Annotated in this window: 17 protein-coding genes; 6 read left to right on the top strand and 11 right to left on the bottom strand. The window is 33.0% G+C overall.

The window, feature by feature from the left end:
- Positions 1-44 precede the first annotated feature (44 nt).
- From nth to F5ESL0246_RS03895, 7 genes are all read right to left on the bottom strand, one after another.
- On the bottom strand, positions 45-671 hold the full coding sequence (gene nth / locus F5ESL0246_RS03865) for an endonuclease III (RefSeq protein WP_122018209.1): 627 nt from the start codon (positions 669-671) through the stop codon (positions 45-47).
- Complete coding sequence (locus tag F5ESL0246_RS03870; protein WP_122018210.1) at positions 671-1306, bottom strand: DnaD domain-containing protein; 636 nt, start codon at positions 1304-1306, stop codon at positions 671-673. Before F5ESL0246_RS03870 ends, nth begins: the two co-directional genes overlap by 1 nt.
- An 82-nt stretch (positions 1307-1388) precedes the next feature.
- Entirely contained in the window at positions 1389-2687 is a 1299-nt protein-coding gene (gene asnS / locus F5ESL0246_RS03875; RefSeq protein WP_122018211.1) for an asparagine--tRNA ligase, read from the bottom strand.
- 65 nt (positions 2688-2752) lie between these two features.
- Entirely contained in the window at positions 2753-3235 is a 483-nt protein-coding gene (locus F5ESL0246_RS03880) for a hypothetical protein (RefSeq protein WP_122018212.1), read from the bottom strand.
- Positions 3222-6014, bottom strand: a complete 2793-nt coding sequence (locus F5ESL0246_RS03885) for a helicase C-terminal domain-containing protein (RefSeq protein ID WP_122018213.1) — start codon at positions 6012-6014, stop codon at positions 3222-3224. The genes F5ESL0246_RS03880 and F5ESL0246_RS03885 overlap by 14 nt, the downstream gene beginning before the upstream one ends.
- 17 nt (positions 6015-6031) lie before the next feature.
- A complete protein-coding gene (gene addA / locus F5ESL0246_RS03890; protein ID WP_122018214.1) occupies positions 6032-9625 on the bottom strand; it encodes a helicase-exonuclease AddAB subunit AddA in 3594 nt (1197 codons plus the stop codon).
- Entirely contained in the window at positions 9618-13112 is a 3495-nt protein-coding gene (locus F5ESL0246_RS03895) for a PD-(D/E)XK nuclease family protein (RefSeq protein ID WP_122018215.1), read from the bottom strand. Before F5ESL0246_RS03895 ends, addA begins: the two co-directional genes overlap by 8 nt.
- Positions 13113-13189: 77 nt before the next feature.
- Here F5ESL0246_RS03895 and mvk point away from each other — a divergent pair, with 77 nt between their 5' ends.
- The 4 genes from mvk to fni are packed head-to-tail and all read left to right on the top strand — an operon-like array spanning position 13190 to position 17224.
- Entirely contained in the window at positions 13190-14098 is a 909-nt protein-coding gene (gene mvk, locus F5ESL0246_RS03900) for a mevalonate kinase (RefSeq protein ID WP_122018216.1), read from the top strand.
- Entirely contained in the window at positions 14098-15057 is a 960-nt protein-coding gene (gene mvaD, locus F5ESL0246_RS03905) for a diphosphomevalonate decarboxylase (protein ID WP_122018217.1), read from the top strand. Before mvk ends, mvaD begins: the two co-directional genes overlap by 1 nt.
- 44 nt (positions 15058-15101) lie before the next feature.
- A complete protein-coding gene (locus F5ESL0246_RS03910; RefSeq protein WP_122018218.1) occupies positions 15102-16181 on the top strand; it encodes a phosphomevalonate kinase in 1080 nt (359 codons plus the stop codon).
- A gap of 29 nt (positions 16182-16210) precedes the next feature.
- Positions 16211-17224, top strand: a complete 1014-nt coding sequence (gene fni / locus F5ESL0246_RS03915; protein ID WP_122018219.1) for a type 2 isopentenyl-diphosphate Delta-isomerase — start codon at positions 16211-16213, stop codon at positions 17222-17224.
- 57 nt (positions 17225-17281) lie between these two features.
- Here fni and F5ESL0246_RS03920 read toward each other — a convergent pair whose 3' ends face one another.
- Genes F5ESL0246_RS03920 through F5ESL0246_RS03935 form a run of 4 tightly spaced genes read right to left on the bottom strand, consistent with a single transcriptional unit; the run spans position 17282 to position 21163 of the window.
- A complete protein-coding gene (locus tag F5ESL0246_RS03920) occupies positions 17282-18070 on the bottom strand; it encodes a Cof-type HAD-IIB family hydrolase (RefSeq protein WP_122018220.1) in 789 nt (262 codons plus the stop codon).
- A gap of 16 nt (positions 18071-18086) precedes the next feature.
- Positions 18087-19463, bottom strand: coding sequence for an RsmB/NOP family class I SAM-dependent RNA methyltransferase (locus tag F5ESL0246_RS03925; protein WP_122018221.1), 1377 nt, complete (start codon positions 19461-19463; stop codon positions 18087-18089).
- The gene (locus F5ESL0246_RS03930; protein WP_122018222.1) at positions 19456-20421 is read right to left on the bottom strand and encodes a hypothetical protein; all 966 of its coding nucleotides are present in this window, start codon (positions 20419-20421) and stop codon (positions 19456-19458) included. The genes F5ESL0246_RS03925 and F5ESL0246_RS03930 overlap by 8 nt, the downstream gene beginning before the upstream one ends.
- Positions 20411-21163 carry an SAM-dependent methyltransferase gene (locus F5ESL0246_RS03935; RefSeq protein ID WP_122018223.1) on the bottom strand — a complete coding sequence of 251 codons (753 nt, stop codon included), beginning with the start codon at positions 21161-21163 and terminating at the stop codon, positions 20411-20413. Before F5ESL0246_RS03935 ends, F5ESL0246_RS03930 begins: the two co-directional genes overlap by 11 nt.
- Before the next feature lie 84 nt (positions 21164-21247).
- On the opposite strand from F5ESL0246_RS03935, the gene lepB reads away from it, so the two are divergent.
- On the top strand, positions 21248-21826 hold the full coding sequence (lepB, locus tag F5ESL0246_RS03940; protein ID WP_122018224.1) for a signal peptidase I: 579 nt from the start codon (positions 21248-21250) through the stop codon (positions 21824-21826).
- 48 nt (positions 21827-21874) lie between these two features.
- Positions 21875-22066: an LBP_cg2779 family protein gene (locus tag F5ESL0246_RS03945; RefSeq protein ID WP_122018225.1), complete on the top strand. Its 192-nt coding sequence runs from the start codon at positions 21875-21877 to the stop codon at positions 22064-22066.
- Positions 22067-22230 lie beyond the last annotated feature (164 nt).

A 22230-nucleotide genomic window follows, 5' to 3' on the forward strand; every position in this document is an offset into this window, starting at 1 on the left:
CGGTGATTTTTATAAAAAATCACCGTTTTTTTTTAGGAATAATATTATTTTTTTAAGTATGAATATGGATCATTTTTGTCTCGAGCAGTCATTGCATAACGCCCAAATAAAATCATTGCATGGTGTGTATGGATCCATTCATCTTTAGGTAATATTTCTTCTAGCCTCTTTTCTATTTGCAGAGGTTTTGCATCTTGAGCTACAATATGAAATCTTTTGGAAATGCGCGCTACGTGAGTATCTACTGCAATCGCAGGTACACCAAAACCATCAGCCAGAACAACATTTGCAGTTTTTTCACCAACTCCTGGTAAAGTTATAAGGTCTTTTTTATTTATAGGTATTTCTGAATGATATTTCTCCACCAAAATCCGAGCCATTGCTTGTAAATGCTTTGCCTTAGAGTGGTAAAGACCTATTTGAGAAATATGTTCTTCAATTTGTTTAATTGATGCTTGTGCAAGATCAGTTGGCGTTGGATAATCCATTATAAACTTAGGCATGATTCGATTAACCATTTTGTCAGTTGTTTGCGCACTCATTAAAACAGCGCATAACAAATGAAACTTATTATCCCAGACCAATTCACTTTTAGCATCAGGATACATTGCATTAATTATATTAAGCACTTCTAATGCTTCTTTAGTATTTAATAATTTCTCAGTTGACATTAGCGATTCCTTTGAAGAAATTTCTGAACTTCACTACTAGTTTTTAAATTGTGACGTTGCCAATTAAGTAAAATCCGATCTACATATTTAAGACTATACGCTTGCGATAAAACTGCTTCTCTAAGAGCCATCTTTATTATTTCAGGATCATAGTGATCAACATTAAGCCATGCAGCAACTTCTTCTCGTTCAATTGGACTTAAATATCGTCCAAATTCAATTTCAAATTGACGCATTAATTGATTCAAAGGACTGTTATCAAGATTATTGATAGTAGGTTTATCAGTTTTTGTAGAATTAGATAATTCATCTGCTAAAATCTTGTCCAATTTTGAATAAAGTGAATTTAAACTGTACTGATTCCCAATTCGTCCCTGCTCATCTGTGATTTGCTCAATTGCTAAGCATTCATTATTGATCAACGCTTGGATTAAATTAGCAACATCTGTTGTTGAAAAATTAGTATTGGCAGCAATTTGCTCATTAGATGGAAATTTTTCACCTTGTTGGTTAAACATTTCCAACTGAATAATTAAAATCATTTCAGCATCGCTAATATTTAACTGCGAATAATATGCAAGTAATCCATTGGTTAAAGTTGTAAAGCCAACGGTGCGATATTGATTATATTGCAAAACGATTCTCCCTTTTAAAAAAGTTGAACTAAAGATAATCTTAGTTCAACTTTTTATTACTATAATTTTTACTAAAGTAAACCTACGGTTCAATTCGGTTAATCATTCTTGGAAATGGAATAGCTTCACGAACGTGATCTAATTTGCAAATCCAAGCAATTACCCGTTCAAATCCCATCCCAAAACCGGAATGAGGTACGCTACCATATTTACGTAAGTCTAAATACCAACTATAATCTTTTTCATTTAAGCCAGCTTCCTTAATCTGTTGTCTTAAAATATCATAGTCGCTTTCACGTTCAGACCCCCCCATGATCTCTCCATATCCTTCAGGGGCTAAAACATCAGCACATAGATATTCTTTAGGATTTTGAGGATTTTTTTTCATATAAAATGGTTTAATTGCTGTTGGATAATTAACTATAAAAAATGGACGATCAAATTTTTCGGAAATAAAAGCTTCGTCTGGTGCGCCAAAATCGTCTCCCCACTTAAAATCACGACCATCTTCTTGAAGCATCTTAACAGCATCATCATATGACAAGCGGATATAGTTTCCTTGTGCTGCTGGCTCTAATTTTTGTGGATCACGATCTAGTAATTCTAGTTCATATTGACAATTCTCTAATACCTGCTTAACAACGTAAGATAAAAAATGTTCTTGAATATCAAGTGACTCTTCTTGATTCATCCAAGCCATTTCTGGTTCCATCATCCAAAATTCAGTTAAATGCCTACGCGTTTTAGATTCTTCGGCTCTAAAAGTTGGTCCAAAAGTAAAAATTTTACTAAATGCAGAAGCTCCTACTTCACCATATAATTGCCCAGATTGTGATAAATATGCGTCTCCACCAAAATATTCAGTGTGGAATAATTCAGTAGTTCCTTCAGGAGCTGAGTGCATAAAGATTGGTGCATCAAATTTAATAAATCCTTCTTGCTCAAAGAAATCAACTGTTGCTTTGTAAATTAAGTTTCTAATGCGCATAATGGCAAATGGACGCCTACTTCTCAACCAAAGATGACGGTGATCTAGTAAAAAGTCTATCCCGTGTTCTTTGTTTCCGATAGGGTAACCTTCGTTATTCGTAACTACCTCTAAATCAGATATTTGAATTTCATAACCAAAATGTGAGCGTTCATCTTGGCATACCGTTCCAGTAATATAAAAGCTTGCCTCTTGATGCAAAGACTTAGCTATCTCAAAAACTTCAGCAGTAACATCATTCTTTCGTATAACTCCTTGAAAAAATGCAGTTCCATCACGTAATTGTAAAAATACAATTTTACCGCTTGACCGCTTATCTGTTAGCCAAACATGCATTTTGACTTCTTCATCAACATGCTTGGCACAATCTCTAATTGAAATTAATTTTGTCATAAATATTGTTCCACTTTCCGTATCATATCAACTTAATAATACCAAAGATTTGTAAAATTAGCGACTTAACCTATTAAATTTCCATTTTTAAAATCATATAAGTAATAATTATAATCTCCTACTTTGTTTTTTGAAGTTATTTCCCATACAGCACGTTTATGATACCATCCTAAGTTAATTTTTAAAACTTGTTCCTGCGACTCATTACTTGTAAATTTGCTTCTAATTGCGGCTTCAGTAATTCCCTTGCTTGTAGGCAATAAATATCCCTTTTTCCTGCCTGGAAGGTAAACAAAATAATACCTCTTGCGACTTTTAGTAACCCCTTCTAGAGCATAACTATTAACGCCTCGATTCGTATGATAGCTTTTTTCAATGTGGGTAATTGGTGTTTTTTGCAAAGCAATTTTATTTAATTCATGCATTTCGCTCCGTTCAGGATTTCCTGCCTTATAAAAAATTGCAATTATCGAAAAATATACTAATAATAGGATAATGATTAATAATTCAATAAATTTAATTGTTTGCCTTGTATCATCTTTTATCATAGTTGTCCAACTTACTTTGTAGTTCTGATAAACAGATTTTTTGAGTGTTTACCGGTATAGTCTTTAAAAAATCTTTGCCATAATCTTTCTGCCAAATTCGTGAATCAAGAATCAAAAATTGTCCGTTATCTTTTTCATTTCTGATAAGACGTCCCATCCCCTGTCTGAAACGAATAATTGCACGTGGCATCGTATCATTTTGAAAAACGTTAATACCTTGTTGATACAAAAGTTTCTGTCGCAGTTTGACATTAGGCTGATCAGGAGATTCGAATGGTAATTTAGCTACTATAACTAAATCAATACTACATTCATGAAAGTCAATTCCCTCCCAGAAACTATCTGCACCTAAGATAATTGCTTTTTGAGCAATTGTAAACCGTTTAATGATTCGATTATTTGAGCCAGTAATTCCCTGAGCTAAAATTTCAAAATCACGTAAACTTGGTGAATTTAGAATAGTACTGTATATTTCACTGATTTTATCAAGATTTGTCATTAAAACCAAAACATGTTGTTTTTTACTTAAATCATTCTCTAGTATTTGGGATAATGTCTTTTCGTAAAAGGGATTAGTTAGTTCTGGCATATCTGTAACGGCAAGTACTTCAAGATGTTTTTTCAAATCAAAGGTACTACGGCCAATATATTTTTGAATTCTTAAATCACTTAAGGCCAACCGCTTAACTGAAAAGTCAAAATTATTTTCACTTGTCAAAGTTGCACTTACAAAACAAATATGTGAAAAACGATTATAAATCTGTTTTAATTCATTGGAAGCATCGAGCATAATCCAACTCAAATTTGCGCTTAGAGGATCTTGGGGATTTGTTAAAGTTACAATGAATCCTTCTTGCTGTAAAATATTCTCTTTATGTAACAAATCTGATAATTGATAACTTTGAGAAATATAGTTATCCAATAGGTCAATCTGGGTATTTAATTCACTTAATAGGGCATCTTTTTCTGTTCCTGAATTATCAGTTTCACTATAAAGCTTAAACAGTACTTGATTGGTTTGTTGACGAATACTTTCTAATTTACGTTGAAATTCAGCTAATTTTGTTTTGAACTTATTGTTTTGCATGAACAAATCTTGAGCTTGAAAACTTAATAATAGGTTTCCATTAGCAAGAATGTTTTTATTGACTGCTTTTTCACTTTTTGCAGTTAATAGTCGTTGTAACTGATTAATAATTTCAATAAGCTCTAAAATTTGTGGATTCAATTTTTCTAGTATGAAATTAAACTGTACATCATTTCCATACTGATTAAAAACACTATCGTCAGCATAATATAACAAATTACGTAAATGATTTAGTTCTCCCCACAATGATTCGAATTGAAATGAATCATTGCGTGAACTGACAACATTGTCTACAAAACGATGTGCCTCATCAATAACCAAATATGGATTTTGCCCCCAAATAGAATCGTTATAATGATTAGCTAAATAAGCATGGTTAGTAATCAAAATATCAGCTTCTTCTTGGCGATGACGAGCTAAATTCCAAAAATCAACATCAGCAAAATTACTACCAACACGTGCATCCCCTGGATGAGTTATTTGTGTAAACAAAGGTGCTTGGTAGCTGGTTAATTGCAATTCGTCTAAGTCACCAGTTTTCGTTTTAGTCAACCAAACAAGAATGCGCATTTGCATAACTAATGTTAACTTATTAGGGGTATTTTGATACAAGCTTTGATAAAATCCGTCTAAATCAAGATAATGACTACTTGATTTAACTACTTCGGCCTTTAAATCTAGCTTAGTAACATTTAATAATTGCGGAATTTCTTGACTAATAATTTGATTTTGTAAAATTTTTGTTGGTGTAGCAACGATTAATTTTCGATTTGAATAAAGTCGGTAAGCGTATGCAAATAAATATGAAAATGTTTTTCCTGTACCATTTGGTGCTTCAACAAGTAAAGCTCGTTCATGAGGGTTTTGGATAAATTGGTTAAGTCTATTGATCAACTTTACTTGCGATATCCGATAAAAAATTTTTCCTTTAAACATTTCTCGTTTAGTCTTATTACTTAAAGGAAAAGTTTCATTAGATGTTTGGGGTTGGTTTGCTTCAAGTATTGTTTGCTTTTGCAAAATAATATTGCGCACCTGTTGATATTGCTTATCCAAAGGACGTTTGTTTTTTCTTGAGTCATCAGCAATTGTACTAAAAATCCATGAAGTCTCACGAATTAGACCATGAGCTAATGAACTAAGAGTATTTAAAGTTGCTTGAGGCAAAGTTTCAAGTTTATGAATGATTCTAATTAATAAAATAGCTGTACTATAAGCATCAGAATCAGCTTTATGTGGATTTATGTGTTTAATTTCAAGTTGGGTAGTTAGATCGCTTAATTTATAAGATGGAAGCGTTGGAAATGCAATTTTCGCTAGTTCAACTGTGTCGATAGCTTTGTTAGTTAATGCTTCGAACCCATGCTGCACAAGTTCATAATTTAAAAAAGGCAAATCGAAATTAACGTTATGAGCAACGAAGATTGTTCCCCTTAAAATTTTAATAATTTTAGGGGCATAATAGGTAAAATCCTTTTCTTTTTTGACATCTTCATTATGTATATGTGTTAAATTTTGAACAGCAAGTGGAATATCACAATGAGGATTAATCATGAATGAATAGGTTTTAACTACTTTCAAATTTTTAATAATCGCGCAACCAAACTGAATAATATGATTATTATCTTCATGTTGGGTACCAGTTGTTTCTAAATCAACTACCGCAAAGGTTTTATTTAAAAATGAAGCCATGTATTATCTCCTATCCTTTAGTCAATTTCAACAATCATCTTAACATCGAGTAAGACTAAGTATTTATGGCTCACTTTTTCTTGAGAAAAGGAATTTAGCGCTTGTTCATACAAACGCAATTGACCTGTATATTTCTTCTTAATATTGGTAATTGACTTGTCCCAATGCTTAATATCAATATGGTCGGTCTTATAATCAAACAGTATTATACCGTCATTTCCTATAAAATAGCCATCAATTGTTCCATGAATTAAGATTTTAGCATTTGAATCACTAAAATCTGGGAATAAGGTTCTGGCTGCTAACAAACTAGAAAAATCAACTTCTCGTTTTAATTGTTTTGGCTTTTGCCAAAACTGTTGTGCAAAGTCACTATGGACAAACCAATCAATTTGTTCTTTATGCAAACTGGGAACAATTTCAGCTTGTAACTTATTTTGTTTAATAAGGTTCTGAATTTCCATATTGAGTTGTTCAATGTCTCCCTTACCTTCATAATCGTAATATTGTAAAATAAGGTGCATGGCAGTACCAATTTCACTACCCGTAAATTTGGTTTTAAACAAAAAATTGGGCTTGGTATCAATTGGTTCCAGATACCGATTAGCTGATGATAACAGCTGGGCATTTTCTAATTCTTCATCTAAAGGATCATTAAATGCCTTTTTAATTTCAGAAACCGATTGATAGGCTGTTGTTTGACTAGCATCTTTAAAGGGATAATTAAAATCATACAACTGCTGGGTTGTTTTATTAAGTAACTCTAAATTATTAAATTTTTTAGAAGTTGTTTCATGACTTACGATCGATTCAGTATCATTAAAATTACCACAATAATATGAAATTATTAGTTTTTCATCATTGTCAAGGGCTGAACTAATTTCACATATTTTTTGCTCTGAATGTTGTTCAAGCTTTAAGGCATTAGCAATTAAGTCAAATGGCGTTTGTGCATGTAACTTATTATATAAAGAAGTTTGACTTAACTCATTTTCGTAGTTAGATGAATTAAAAAAAGTAGATACTAAAATCAGTTTTTGTTTTGCCCTAGTCATTCCAACATATAAAATTCTAGCCTCTTCTTCCAATAACTGTCGCTGTTTTAAGACATTATCAATCGATTTAACAAGCGAATCAATCCGATATTTTGGTTGCCGAATTGTTAGCCCCACATTGTTCGAAGTAATAATATAATTTCCACTTAAATCACGCTTTTGAAATTTATGTTGCATACCAATATAAAAAACAATTGGAAATTCAAGTCCTTTTGAACTATGAACAGTCATTAATCTGACAGCATCATCTGCTTCTCTGGCAACTAACGGCTGTGCTAGATCTTTTTGATTACGTCTCATTCTTTCAATGAAGTTAATAAATTGATAGAGTCCCTTGAATCCTGCACTCTCATAAGAAGTTGCTCGTTCATATAGTGATTCTAAGTTTATTCTACGCTGTTTCCCATTCGTTAACGCCGTCATAATTTCTAATAAGTTAGTTTTTTCATAAATACTCCAAATCAACTCAGAAATTCGGTGATTAACAGCAAACAATCTCAATTCATCTAACTGGTTTAAGAAATTTTTAACTTGTTTACCTAATTTGTCATTTACTGAAACATATGCGATCAATGCATCATAGAAACCAGTTTTTTTACTATGAACTCTAATCTTAGCTAAATCAGGTTCTTTGAAATTAAATAGTGGTGAACGTAAAACAGCTACCAACGGAATATCTTGATCTGGATTATCAATGATGCGCAAATAATTCATAATAACTGTCAGTTCAAGTGTTTGAAAATAATTTTTGGCATCCGTAACTAAAAGTGGCAAATTTTGTTTGGAAAACTCCTGCATAATTGTCAAATTATCGCTGCGGCTCCTAGTTAGTATTACAATATCGCTATATTTAAAAGGTCGTTTTTCTCCACTATGAGTATCAAAAACTTGTAAATTTTCTTTCCTAAATTGTTTGATTCTTTCAATTACCAATTTAATTTCAATTGTATTAGTTCCTGCTACTAAGCTTTTTTCATCCTCACTGTTTTTATCATCTTTTTGGGGATAAATAAATTCGGCTGCCTGTGGTAATAGGTTAGGATAGTATTTTGCACCAAATTTCAACTGTCCTTCTTGAGCATAATCAATACCACCAAAATCAGGCGTTAATATATTATTAAAAATACGATTAACAAGTTTAACTACAGGATCAGTAGAACGAAAATTATCAGAAAGTAAAATTCTTTTTTGATCATGATTGCTTTCTTGTGCAGCAGCATGGTATTTATGTAGGAATAGACTAGGTTCTGCCTGACGAAAACCATAAATTGATTGCTTGACATCCCCTACCATGAATAAATAATTCTGATTTTTTTTCTTTATTAATTGCAGAATTTTTTCCTGTAAAACATTGATATCCTGATATTCGTCAACCAAAATTTCCTTAAATTTATTTTGATAAAATTCACGTGCCATTTGAGAGCTGGATGTATCTTGACTAAGAATTTGATAAGCTAATTGTTCCATATCACTGTAATCAATCAAATTTTCTTCTCGTTTTAACTGATTGAAGCGATCAATCAATGCTAATTCCGCATTAGTGATTGCCGTCATGATGCGGTTGCCTTGCCGCATTATATCAAGCTGATCTACTTCATCAGTTGCATAAAATGAAGTAAAAGTATCAAATACTAAATTAGCCGCTTCTTTTTTTACTTCGCCAAGTTCTTCTAAATCAACTTCTTGTAATTTTTTATTGCTAGGAACTCTTCCTTCAAACACACAACTTTGTAAAAGTTCATGCTGCTGATCATAATTTTGATCATTTTTGAGAGCATTATAATAATTTGCTATACGTTTAGCAAATGAAGTGAAGTTTTTTCCGAATTTAATATATTTTGTCTCACTGAAATCTGTCAATGATAATTGGTTAAGTTTTTGCACTAAAGGAGAAAAAGCACTTAAAAGATAAGGCTTAATTTGCTGCTGCCATAAATCAGAAGTAACAACTTTTTCACCAATTTGATATTTATTATTTAGTTGTTTCAGCCAAGATTGATAATCTGGTTTAGCCATTGCATAGTCGTATAGATCTAATAATAAATTTCGAGCTGTTTCGGCATCTCGATCACCTGCAAAATTATTATAAAAAGCAAGAAAATTTGCATCTTTTTCTAACAACATCTTATCTTCAATATCGTGTAAAGCATGTTCTCGCATTAATTCTGCTTGAGTTTCATCAGTTAAGATACTGAAACTAGGATCAATATCAATTATATAATAAAATCGATGAATGACATCCAAACAAAAAGCGTCAATAGTAGAAATGTTTGCAGTATCAACTAGATTAAGCTGCTGACGTAGATAATTTTGATTGGCGTTATCTTCTTCACTGCTTTTTTGTAAAACAGCCTTAATTCGAGTCTTCATTTCCTGAGCAGCAGCTTTAGTAAAGGTAACAACTAACAGTTGATCTACACTAGTACCAGATAGAATTTCTTTCATCAAACGTTGCACTAAAACGGTTGTTTTACCACTACCAGCCGAGGCAGAAACAAGGATATCTTTGCCTTGAGTATCAATAGCTTCTTGCTGCTGTTTAGTAAAATTAGTCATTTTTTCCCTTGTCTCCTATGCTTAACTTTTTTTGAATTTTAGTGATTAGTTCTTGTCTTGTTAAATTATCAATTTGGTGATATTTATTTTCTTTGAGCATGGCATCAAAGAAGAAGATATCACGATAATCTGAATAAGTTAGAGCATTAACAGATTTTCCGTAGCGATATGGGTTAAGTTTAACTTGACCAGATAAAATTTGGCTTGAAGCCTCTTTGATTAATTCCTCATCATATTTTAGTAATTGTTCAAGTTCATCTTCAGTAAAAACTGGAGAATCATTTCTTGAAGATAGAGTTCCATCCGCCTTAGTTTTAGCATTATCATACAATTTAGAAGCTGTACTAGGAATACTAAGTTCTGGGTCTGCTACAAATAAAGACATTTGATCGAGGTTAATCAAACCACTATATTTCAACTTCTTTTTACCATAAAAGCTAGCTTGTTTTGGCTGCAAATCAGATTTAAAACTATTTTTACCATTTAATCTATCAAGCTGGCGAGTAAACGTTTCATAAAATGCACCTAAAAGCGCCAAGGGTTGTTTACCAGCAAAAAACTGCTGATTGTGCGCTAGGACATCCAAATAAGAGATCATTTGTAATGAAATTCCCTCATAAAAGTACCCCATATTAAAACTTTTCGAAGAAGATTTATAATCAATTATTTGAGCTAATATTTCATTTTTTTCTGGAATTGTTGCAAGATCCACTCGGTCAATTTTTCCACGAAGATTGACATAATGCTGACCATTTAAATTAGGAATTTTCAAGTTAAGACCCGCGACAGGCTCGCCTGATCCAAAACTAAGTTCCGAATATTTTGCCCTTAATGGGGTCTTTTGGACTGCACGATGCCAGTAGTTGACCACTTTTGTGGTAGTTTGATCAAGACAATCAAATAAGAATTGATTAAAAGGATCATTGAATAATTGCTGATATTTGGCCTCATCCTTCATTTTATTATGTACCAATTCAAGTAATTGACTAAGAGCGTCATCATCAACTTCAGCTAAATCAAGTGAATGCTTATTTAGTTCCTTAACTAGTCGATCAAGTGTTTCATGACAATAGTTACCAGCTTGAATGACGTCTAATTCATTTTCAAATCGTTTATGCAAACGCAAGCCATACCGTAAGAAAAACTCATAAGAGTTTTCAAAATAAGTTTCTAACTGTGAAACTGATGAGCTAAGATTTTCACCATATAACTTTTGAGCAAGTTCGGGTTCCAAATTGACAGGTTTATTAATAAATTGACATGATTCAAGAACCAATTTTGTTTGATTAGGTAATCTCTTCTGAGTTAGCTTTAATAAATAATCGACGTCAAATTCAGATTGAGTTTGTTTAAGATAAGTTAAATAACCTAGGCTCGCCTTAGGATTGGTTATAAAGGATAATATCTCTTGCTGGCTTGCTGGTAAATTATGTTGTGAAAATTCAGAAATACCGGCATGTTTGAATCGCTGATAATAAATTGATGGCTCAATGGATTCGTTCTCGGTATTTGTTACAGGATATGATAAATAAACTCGATCCTGTGCTAAAGACAAACAGATACCGAATTGATAATTTTGGTCTAAATTACTTAACTTTTGTTGATCTTCTAGATAAGAATCTTCACCAAAAGTTTGACTCATATTTTCTAAGTTTTCACTGCTTAAAAATCCAGGGGTTTTATTAATCTTGGGCAAATTATTATTGGTAGCACCTAAAATAAAGACCTGCTTATAACCGCTAACTTGGACAATTCCAGTTTCTGAAAGGTTAACAGCATCCATTGTTGATGGAATTTGCGCAAAATTTGCCTCTTTAAACCCATTTACCAAGACATTAAAAAAGCTAGTTACAGAAAATTCATCTGGATTAATCAGTAAATAATCTTGGAGCAAAGTATTCAATAAGTCCCAAACTTGTTCCGATTGCCTTGCTTGCTGTAAATCACCACTTTCTTGAGCGGTTGCTCGCCAATTTTCTAAAACTTTTGTAACACCATTTTTTGTTAAAAAATCAAAAAAAACGGTAATCGCCTTACGGGTGTCTTTTTCCTTTTGCAATCTAGCTAATAGCTTAGAGATTTCTTTAATAAAGAAATCCTTTAATTTATTTATCTTTGCTACTTCATCTGGAACTTGATCTAATCGAATAACACTAGCAGCAACATAATCAGTAAAATTACGCTTCCATAAATTGTGGTTGATTCCATGAGCAAGAACGAAATTTTCAAGTTCGTCTACATCGTGCAGATAATTAGCGTCTTCTTGATACCACTCGGGAACTATTAGTCTTGTTTTCATGATTGCCAACATGTTAGTTGTTGATAGTGGACGATTAAAAAGTTGAGCTATATTTTCAATTAAAACGACTAGCGGGTGAAATTTCATTTCTTGTTGCAAGTCATCAAAAAAGGGGATATTATTTTGGCGCAAGATTGGAATTAAGTAAGTTTCATATTCGTGTAAATTTGGTGCTAAAACCAAAAAATCTCGGTAACGGTATTTATTTAAAGCTACTTGCTGATAAATGGTGCGCGCCACAAAATATGCTTCGGCATAGCGATTATCGGCTTTAATCAATTGGAGAGATTTAAGATCCCCAATGTTATCTACTACTCCTGTCCAAAATTCGTTTAGCATTTCACGACTGGTAGGATTAATTGCAACAGGCGTTTGTTCAATAGTATATTTAAGACCTTGCTGTTTTAAATACCCAACTAATTGATTGATTGTTTTTTGTATAACATAATCATATTCTCCGGGGACACAATTGGGGATAATAGTACCATTTTTTGTTTTAAAGGCAAGCGTTACACTGTGAGCCTTTTGCATTAATAATTTAATTGTAATACATTCTTGTAATGAAAAATGTGAAAAATCACTAAAATAAAAGTCAGTCTTTGATAAGTCTGAGTTGCTTGCCAAATATTCATTTAACTGAAGTTGAATTTCATTAGCAGTTGAAAACTTCTCGCTAATTCCCTCAATAAAAGCATGATAGATAATCTTTAAATCAGAAATTTTTTCCTTTGTTTCAAGATTTAATTGATTCTCATCAATGTCATCTAAGTCAAGGTTTCCAGAACGGACTTGCAAAATAGTATCATATAACTGCTTAATTAATCCGGGATTAATATTGGCTTTTTGGAAAAGATGCAAATGATCACGATTTTGCTCGATTATTTTAGCTAATAGCATGGCTGCGGCAGCATCATCAAGTTGAACGGGTAGTCCCTTTTCTTCATTTTTTAAGAAGAACCAAGCTAAACGAGAAAATGATAAAACACGCAACTTTTCAACCGATTGTTCTACTTGATTTTGTGAAACTGCCAGTTTATTTATTGCCCGAACTTCTGTGGTAAACTTAATATGGTTAGGGACAATGATAAAAGTTTCATGCTCTGGAAAGTGCTGGTAGTTCTCTACTGCCTGTTGCAAGATTTCTTCTTGTAAAAAATCTGTTTGCCTACCGACTAAAATTTTGATCATTTGTTCTCTTCTCCTTTGCTATTATTTTAGCATAGGAGTATAAATTTTTTCACAAACATTAAAGGAACTTAAATAAAATGAAATGTAGTTATCTCGCACATGGAAAAGTAATTCTAATTGGTGAGCATTCGGTAGTTTATGGCTATAATGCGTTATCAATACCGATTATGGCTCTGCATATCAAAGTCACAGTTGAGCCTAGCTCGGAACTGTTGATGAATACTACACACTATCAGGGTCCTTTTTTTATGGCTCCTTCTTCATATAATGGTCTTAAATATGTACTTAAAACAATGCAAGCAAAAGCTGCAAGCACTGAACAAATTAAAATTACTTATACAGGAGAAATCCCACCAGAACGTGGGTTAGGTTCAAGTGCAACTGTGGCTTTAGCAACAACCAAGGTGTTAGATGAATATTTTAATTTGAACCTTTCTGATGCTGATATTATGGCAATAACTAATCATGCAGAAATGATTAATCATGGTAAAGCATCTGGTCTAGATGCTGCAACTGTAAAGTCTAGTTATCCGATTTTCTTTAATTCTCAAGAAGGACCACAAGAAATAAAGTCTAGGTTACATGCATCACTGCTAATCATGGATACAGGTGAATTGGGTAATACAAAACAAGCAGTTAATCAGGTACATGAGTTAATACAGCGTTCTAGACAAGCAAAAAATAATTTGAAAAGGTTGGGAAAGCTTGCTGATGAAACAAAAGATGTTTGGCTTAATCATGATAAAATAACATTAGGTCAAATTTTTAATCAAGCACAGTTGTTACTGCATTCTTTTAATTTATCTACAGCCAAAATAGACCAACTACAAGATCTTGCTTTGTCTAATAACGCTCTTGGTTGCAAACTCTCTGGTAGTGGATTAGGAGGAATTGTAATTGTCCTGTGTTCTGATCATCAGACAGCTGAAAAAATTGCTCAAAAGGCAAATAAATTAGTTGAAAATAGTTGGATTGAGGAGATTTAATGAATAAAACTGTTCGAGCACATACAAACATTGCACTTATAAAGTATTGGGGAAAAGCTGATGAGCATAAGCGTCTACCACTAATGTCTAGTTTATCAATGACTTTGAATCAGTTTTATACGGATACACGAATTTGTGCAAGCACTAGCAATTGTTTTCAACTTAACGGTATTATGCAAACAGGTCAAAGCTACCGACGAGTGTTTTCTTATTTGAAATTTTTGCAAAACAAGTTTAATGTTACCGGTAATTTGTTAGTAGAATCTTATAATCATGTCCCAACGGCAGCAGGATTAGCGTCTTCTAGTTCTGCTTTTGCGGCTTTAGCTGGTGCATTTGCTGCCTACTATGATTTTCAACTTGATCGACAAGAATTATCGCGTTTAGCAAGATATGGATCAGGTTCTGCTAGCAGATCTGTTTATGGCGGGTTTGCAATCTGGCAAAAAGGGACTGATGATAATTCTTCATATGCATATCCTTTAGATGAAGTACCACAGATAGATTTGCAACTACTAGTAGTAGAATTAGATCCTCATCCCAAAAAAATAACTTCAACTGCTGGAATGAAACATGCTCAGTCTTCCCCATTCTTTCAACCATGGCTAAAGCGTAATGATCAGGAATTAGCCGCTATGATAAATGCAATTAAAGAGGAAGATTTCTCCACTTTGGGTCAAATAGCAGAGTTAAATGCTAGTGAAATGCATGCCATTAATTTTACTGCACAACCAGGTTTTTCCTATTTAGAGCCAGAAACAATTAAGGCAATAGATGTTGTCCATGATTTACGAAGTAAAGGAATTGAATGTTATTACACAATTGATGCAGGACCTAACATAAAAATTTTGAGTCAGTTAAAAAATGTAAAAGATATTATTAATCGGTTTGTATCGGAATTTGACAATGTTAAGATAATAAATGCAGGTTTTGGTCCGGGCCTTTCATATTTGGACTAATTTCTAATTTTAGATGAGTTAATTAGTTAGGAGATTAAATTCCCTTGATAACAGAGCAAGCTCCCGGAAAGTTATATATTGCTGGTGAATATGCAGTTTTAGAACAGGATTGTCCCGCAATTTTAGTAGCTATAAATCAATTTATCCGTGTTTCAATTATGGAATCAAATTCAACAACCGGTTTAATTCATTCGAAACAGTATTCTCAAAGTTCAATTCACTGGGTTAGACATGGTGCACGAATGGTTATTGATAACCGTGATAATCCATTTGAATATATTTTATCCGCAATTTCTTATACTGAGCGATTTTGTATCGAGCAGGGTATAAAAATGAAGGTATATGATTTACACATTAATTCAGATCTTGATTCTGCTGATGGTAAAAAATATGGACTTGGGTCAAGTGCAGCAGTTACTGTTGCAACAGTGAAAGCAATTTTGCGTTTTTATGATGTCCCTTTTAGTAATGAACTAGTATATAAACTTTCGGCAATTTCGCATTATTCTGTCCAAGGCAATGGTTCTGCTGGAGATATTGCCGCTAGCGTCTATGGGGGATGGATTGCTTATCAAACTTTTAATAAGAATTGGTTAAAAAAAGAACTAATTCATAAATCATTAACGACAATTTTAAATGAAGCATGGCCGGGATTGAAGATCCAGTTGTTGACTCCTCCTCAAGGCATGCAATTATTAATTGGTTGGAGCCATAAGCCGGCATCAACTTCTCTACTTGTTGACGAAACCAATGCCAATAAAGCAGCTTTAAATGGAGAATACAAGTGCTTTTTAAAATCTTCACGAAAATGTGTCTTAGAAATGATTGCAGGATTTGAACAGAACGACATTCAGTTAATTCAACATAAAATTAGGGAAAATCGCAAATTATTACAACATTTTGCAAAAATCAACCAAATTGCTATTGAAATTCCGCGCTTATCTAAGTTAATCAATATTGCTGAATCATTCGGTGGAGCTGCTAAAACATCTGGAGCCGGAAACGGAGATTGTGGGATTGTGATCACTGATTCTAAGACAGATTTTACGGGATTAAAAACAAAATGGCAGCAAAATGGTATTATGCCATTAGATTTTCGCGTTCATCAAGTTAATTTTATTTAAATGAAAATCCAATAATAATGAGGTAAGATATGTCAATCAGATCTAAGCGTAAAGATGAACATATTAAATTAGCAGAAAAATTCTACTCTCAGAAAAAAATAAACAGTTTTGATGAGATGCACATAATACGGCCAGCTCTCCCAGAAGCTAGTGTTTCTAAAACAATTCTTAGAACTAAAATGTTTGGTAAAGATTTAGCAGCACCATTTTTTATTAATGCTATGACTGGAGGTTCACAAAAGGCTTACGCCATTAACCAATCCTTAGGTAAAATTGCTTCGAAAACTCAAATTGCCCTTGCATTAGGTTCTGCAAGTATTCTTATCAAAGAGCATGATCAACTTGATAGCTTTATTGTTGCTCGTGAAGAAAATCCCGAAGGCGTTATAATTGCTAATGTTAACGCAGCAACTTCTGCAAACGATGCTCAAAAAATTGTTTCAGAATTAAAAGCTGATGCCTTACAAATACATCTGAATGCTGTTCAAGAAATTGCAATGCCTGAAGGTGAACGAAAGTTTTATTGGTTGGATAATTTAAGAAAGTTGCGCCAGCAAATTACGGTTCCGTTGGTAATAAAAGAAGTTGGCTTTGGGCTAGATCGTGCTACCATTCATTTATTGAAAAATGAAGGTTTTTCCTTGTTTGACATAGCTGGTAGCGGAGGTACTAACTTTGCTCAAATTGAAAACGCGCGCAATCAAAGTGACCTTTCCTATTTAGAAACTGTTGGATTACCAACGGTCATTTCAGCTATAATGGCTAAAAAAGAAAAAGTTGACTTTATCGTTTCAGGTGGCGTACGCAATCCTCTTGATGTTTTAAAAGCTTTGTGTTTAGGCGGAAAATACGTTGGAATTGCCAATACATTTTTGCAGGTTTTAATTAAAAATGATGCAGATACTTTGTTACAGATGATTTTGAATTGGCAAAAAGAATTAGCGGGATTGCTAGCTATATACGGGCAAACTGATTTACAGACTGTTTCTTCAATTCCTAAATATTATGATTTGCAATTACAAAATTGGTTGCAACAATTATAATAATAAAAAACTTGTAAGTTAATCCTCTACTGGATTGAGTTACAAGTTTTTTATTACTTAATCATTTAATAAATTCCAAATTTCTTTTTGTACAGCACTATCATTGCTTGATCCAATAATGCGACCGGCAGCTTTCTTGGCAATCGGTAAGGCTGTTGCAGTGGCAAAACTACGACCGACATATTTCAGCATTCCTACATCGTTACCACTATCGCCAAAAGCCACCATTTCACGAGGATTTATGTTAAATTTGGTACTAAGATACTTTAGACCCTGTGCTTTATTCATTCCCTTGGTCGACATGTCAATTGAGGTTGAAGACCCAGAGACAAAATCAAGTTGTGGGTAATTCTGCACTAATTGCTCAAGTAATTGAGGCATTTTATTTTGGGGGACATCAAATGTTGCTTTAAAAATTTGGTCGTCTAAATTTTCAAAACTATTAACCAGAGTTAATTTTTCATAATATTTTCTTAGTTCATTGCTATATGCTTTCCCCTCCTGAGTTAAAACATAAGCACTGGCCAGTCCAGAAACTGTAACTCGCTCGTTATACTTGTTAATTATTTCCAAAACAGTTTGCCAATCGGAATCTGACAAACTGTTAACATGTAATACTTGCCGTCCTTTTGCTACTAGTGCACCATTTTCTGCAACGAAATAAAGTTGATCAGCTATGTTAGGAAAGCGTGAATATAAATTTTCAAACTGATTTCCACTTGCAATTACAAATTTAATGTTGCGTTGTTGCATAATTGCAAATTCACGCAAAAATAATTCTTCATCATAGGTTTTGGCATCAGTTAACCAAGTACCATCCATGTCAGTTGCAACTAATTTAATCATTAATTTAATTTCCTCCTTATTGTTTAGTGCGAAGTCCCTTAGGATAAAAGTTTTTTAAGACTGCATTACCAGTTATTTTTCCAAAGCTAAAAATCCCCTCGCGATAACTAACTAAAACAAAGCCCCGTAATTCACTAATAGTAGGCAAAGCTTCGCCATGAAGAAACTTTATATAATCATTTTCGGAGAGATTGATTACACAATCTTGATGTATTTGTCCAAGCACCATAGCTAACTGGTGACCAGGTTCAAACCGATTTTTCTTTATTATCCCCAATTCTACCCCATTATTAAGAATTTTCAGTGATAATTTATCTTCAATAGCGGGGATAAAGACATGTCCGTTGCTAACACGGCTGGTTTTGGACCAATTAATTAAAGATGTCGGTAGTTTAAACGGTTCCATCACTTTAGATATCCAAAGCTTTTCTTCTTGGGTTAATCTGTTCGTAGCATCTCTATTGGAATGCTTTTTTTTATGCTTATTAATACTATTTTCGTGAATAGAACTTTGGAGTTTTGCAATGAATTGTCCCTCTCCCAAATTGTCAAAAGGCCAAAAACGGAGTGTATTTCTCAAACTAGAGTTGCCGTTTCCCCACTTTGGTTGACCATGATCTACATTGGCTTCTTTAAGATTAATTGGTGATATTTTAAAATTATACTGTTTTACTAACCACGAAACAATTTGCTCATCTTCTTCTGGTGCAAAGGTACAGGTAGAATAAATCAATTCTCCACCTGGCGCCAGCATTTTAACCGCTTCTGTTAAAATTTCTTTTTGACGATTTTGACAAAGTTGTATGTAATCTTGTGACCAATACGTAATTGCGTCTTTATTTTTACGAAACATCCCCTCACCACTACATGGGGCATCAACAATAATTTTATCAAAAAAAGCAGGAAATTGCGGAGCTAATTTTTGCGGACTTTCATTTGTGACAAGTGCATTAGTAATCCCCCAACGTTCAATATTTTCTCGTAAAATTTTAGCGCGAGAAGCGGATATTTCATTTGCTACCAGAAGACCTTTTCCTCGAAGTTGTTCCCCTAAAGCCGTGCTTTTTCCACCTGGAGCTGCACAAAGATCTAATATACGTTGACCAGGCTTAGCATTTGTAATTAATGCTGGAAACATAGCTGCCGGGTCTTGTGAATAAATAATACCACTTACCCATTCAGGACTTTGACTATTAAATTGACCGTAATAAGCTTGTGGAATGTCTGGAACAGAAGAAGCTTGGTGATTATTAAATTTATACTGTTTGTTAAGCGAATTAATACGATAAGCCTTTTTTGGATCATTGTCTAACGCATCAAATAGTTTATTAGCTTTGGTTTTTCCGAGTAAAGTCCGATATTTATCAACAAATTCAGTTGGAAGATTAAGCATTAATTTTTTCCTTTCGCCAAAGATAAAACAAAGTATAACAATAACTGATAAAAGCTACCAGCCAACATATAGATAGAAGCCAGAACAAGTGTTGTTGCTTGGATATAAATGTACGCCAATTAAGAAAGAAATATGCGCTAAATGTTAAAAGTAATTCCATTAAGATAATTCTAATTCCACGGTTGAACAATAAATTATTTAGCAGATGCCCGCTTAAATGAGTTTGTTTACCAGTTGACCATTCAATTATTGCCAGCAATACATTACAGAGCATAATAATAAAACCAAAAAAGATCATAAAAATTATTTCTTTAATTACTGAAAACCGATGAATTTGATGTTTTTTGACAAAAGAAGGTATTTTGACCTTAACATGATAATGAGATGCAAGATGACGAATTACTTTGTTTGAACTATCAATAATAATAACGTAATTCTTTAATTTGAACTGCCCTGTTGGTTGCTCGGGACCAGTAGTCAAATAATAACCAGTTTGCTTCATCTGCCGATAATGTTTTAAGGTTCCAATTACAGAATAATAATTATTATTAAGCTTAAGATATTGATTGCCTTGAGTTTTAAGTGTTGCTGCCTTAGAATTTAACCCTAGTACAGCAAAAGTGACTCTGCTTTTAAAATCGTCAACTGAAAAATAACGACCAGACTCTGTAGGTAAATTAATAACATTATAATTAGACCAAACTAACGTTTGATTGGTTTCATTTTTGTTTGCCAAATGAAGTTGGATTTTATTTTTAGGATATTTTTCTTGTAGATAATTCAAAAAGGCACTAACTGTTTGCTTGTTTTTAATTTCAAAATAGCGTGTATTATTACTTAATCCATAAGCTTCAAGCAGCTGATCTGCTTCTTGAGATTGAATACTGGAAAGTATGCTACCAATACCTAATAAAGAAAGAAAAATAATTAATAATAAAATTGCTTTTTTAAATTTCATGCTTGATCTCAAATACCTGTTCATTAATAAAGTCGAAGCTGCTAAAAGATTGATTTATTTGATGCAACTCTGAAGATTGACTGAAGTGCATTTTATGCCAAAATTCGGGTGAATTAGTTACCCCTTTTTTTTCGCCAATAAAAAGCAAGTGACTGTTAGGATTATATCTTTCCCATGTTTTAACCGCCAATAAATCACTTTTAGTGAAATTAGGCGCCCAAGAACAAATAATTAATTCTACATTAGTAAATTTTTTAATTGCCATCAAAGCATCGAAATTATAAATTGGATAATACGTTTGCCTACCAGTGGCAGAAGTTTTGGACCACTCAAAAGAATCTGTTGCAATCATGTTAACTCCAACTTGGCTTAACGCTTTGGACCAATATCCGTTGCCAGCCATTATTTCTAAACCATTCTTAATTTGTAAGTTTTCTTTGATTAAATCGGCGGTTGTTAAATTTGGCAAAGACCAAATGCCGTATTTAACAGATAAAAACTGACGTAAACTATTAAATAGTTGATTAATAATTTTAAATTGGTTAATTTGTTTAAAAGTAAGTGTCTGACTAATTTCTTCAACTTCGTTTGGTAAAAAGCCCAGTGGCTTTGGCGCATTGGGTAAAATATTTTTGTGTTTAACAAAAGAAATTATTTGCCTTACTTCTAAAGTTTGTTTATGAACCTGTTGTCTATTAATTGCAGCGTCTAGCTGGTTAATTTTAGTTAAAAAATCTGTCATCTTTAATACCTAATAATGATTTTACCATTCAAACGAGAGGATTTCAGTTATAATAAAGAGGAACTTGATAAAGGAGAATATTTTATGGCAAAAAACGTAACTAAAAAGCAAGATGAAAAAGAAGAAAGTTGGGGTAAATTTATTCTAGATGTTGTCGTTATGATGGCAATAATTCTTGGAATCTTTTATTTGCTATTTAATTTTGTTCTTTCAAATGACCGTGTTTCTGGTCCGTCAATGCAGCCCACCTTTGAAGATAACGAACGGCTGATTTCGGTAAGGCATTTTACTCCCAAAAGAAATGACGTTGTTGTTTTGTTAGCACCTAAGGCCGCTAACGATGTTCCGGGGGCTTTATATATCAAACGTGTTATTGGTTTACCTGGAGATAAATTAGTTTCTAAAAATGATAAAATGTATATTAATGGTAAATTGTTTAAGGAGCCATATTTAGATAATAGCTTTAAAAAAGCAGATAATGATGCTGGGCAGACCTACACATCTAATTTTACCTATAAGGTACCGAAAGGCTCATACTATGTAATGGGTGATCATCGTGACATATCAAAAGATTCGCATATTTTTGGTCCAGTAAAACGTGATGCCTTGGTTGGCAAGGTTGTGTTCAGATATTGGCCGTTTACAAAAATTCAAGGATTTTAACATTACTTTTTAAAATTTGTTAAAATAAATTGTAGAGGAGATTTTATTATGAATCAGCAATTAGAAGAATTGTCCGGTGCAATTATTAATTATGAAGTAAAGCATCACGTAACTGATACCGATTTGGCTTTTGCTAGTCATTTATCAGTTGAAAAGATTCATGCAATGAAAGCTGGTACTGGTGCGTGCACTACTGAAGAAATTAACCAAATTTACGATTATTTGGCTACTAATAATTAAAAATCATTAATATACATAACAAAAGCCATCAAGACTTTGATCTGAACCCCGAAATTAAGACAAATTAATTTCGAGGTTTTTATTATGTCTAAATTATCTAAGCAAGACAAAATTGATATCTATAATCTATGGAAAAACTATCAGGTTGGTTCTGGAGAATTAAG

The sequence above is a fragment of the Lactobacillus sp. ESL0246 genome (genome assembly GCF_003692965.1).
Taxonomy (GTDB): Bacteria; Bacillota; Bacilli; order Lactobacillales; family Lactobacillaceae; genus Lactobacillus.

Excerpts from the sequence above, each read along its gene's own strand:
- nth (WP_122018209.1), bottom strand. The coding sequence starts at position 671 with ATGTCAACTGAGAAATTATTAAATACTAAAGAAGCATTAGAAGTGCTT.
- asnS (WP_122018211.1), bottom strand. The coding sequence starts at position 2,687 with ATGACAAAATTAATTTCAATTAGAGATTGTGCCAAGCATGTTGATGAA.
- F5ESL0246_RS03880 (WP_122018212.1), bottom strand. The coding sequence starts at position 3,235 with ATGATAAAAGATGATACAAGGCAAACAATTAAATTTATTGAATTATTA.
- F5ESL0246_RS03885 (WP_122018213.1), bottom strand. The coding sequence starts at position 6,014 with ATGGCTTCATTTTTAAATAAAACCTTTGCGGTAGTTGATTTAGAAACA.
- addA (WP_122018214.1), bottom strand. The coding sequence starts at position 9,625 with ATGACTAATTTTACTAAACAGCAGCAAGAAGCTATTGATACTCAAGGC.
- F5ESL0246_RS03895 (WP_122018215.1), bottom strand. The coding sequence starts at position 13,112 with ATGATCAAAATTTTAGTCGGTAGGCAAACAGATTTTTTACAAGAAGAA.
- mvk (WP_122018216.1), top strand. The coding sequence starts at position 13,190 with ATGAAATGTAGTTATCTCGCACATGGAAAAGTAATTCTAATTGGTGAG.
- mvaD (WP_122018217.1), top strand. The coding sequence starts at position 14,098 with ATGAATAAAACTGTTCGAGCACATACAAACATTGCACTTATAAAGTAT.
- fni (WP_122018219.1), top strand. The coding sequence starts at position 16,211 with ATGTCAATCAGATCTAAGCGTAAAGATGAACATATTAAATTAGCAGAA.
- F5ESL0246_RS03920 (WP_122018220.1), bottom strand. The coding sequence starts at position 18,070 with ATGATTAAATTAGTTGCAACTGACATGGATGGTACTTGGTTAACTGAT.
- F5ESL0246_RS03925 (WP_122018221.1), bottom strand. The coding sequence starts at position 19,463 with ATGCTTAATCTTCCAACTGAATTTGTTGATAAATATCGGACTTTACTC.
- F5ESL0246_RS03930 (WP_122018222.1), bottom strand. The coding sequence starts at position 20,421 with ATGAAATTTAAAAAAGCAATTTTATTATTAATTATTTTTCTTTCTTTA.
- F5ESL0246_RS03935 (WP_122018223.1), bottom strand. The coding sequence starts at position 21,163 with ATGACAGATTTTTTAACTAAAATTAACCAGCTAGACGCTGCAATTAAT.
- lepB (WP_122018224.1), top strand. The coding sequence starts at position 21,248 with ATGGCAAAAAACGTAACTAAAAAGCAAGATGAAAAAGAAGAAAGTTGG.
- F5ESL0246_RS03945 (WP_122018225.1), top strand. The coding sequence starts at position 21,875 with ATGAATCAGCAATTAGAAGAATTGTCCGGTGCAATTATTAATTATGAA.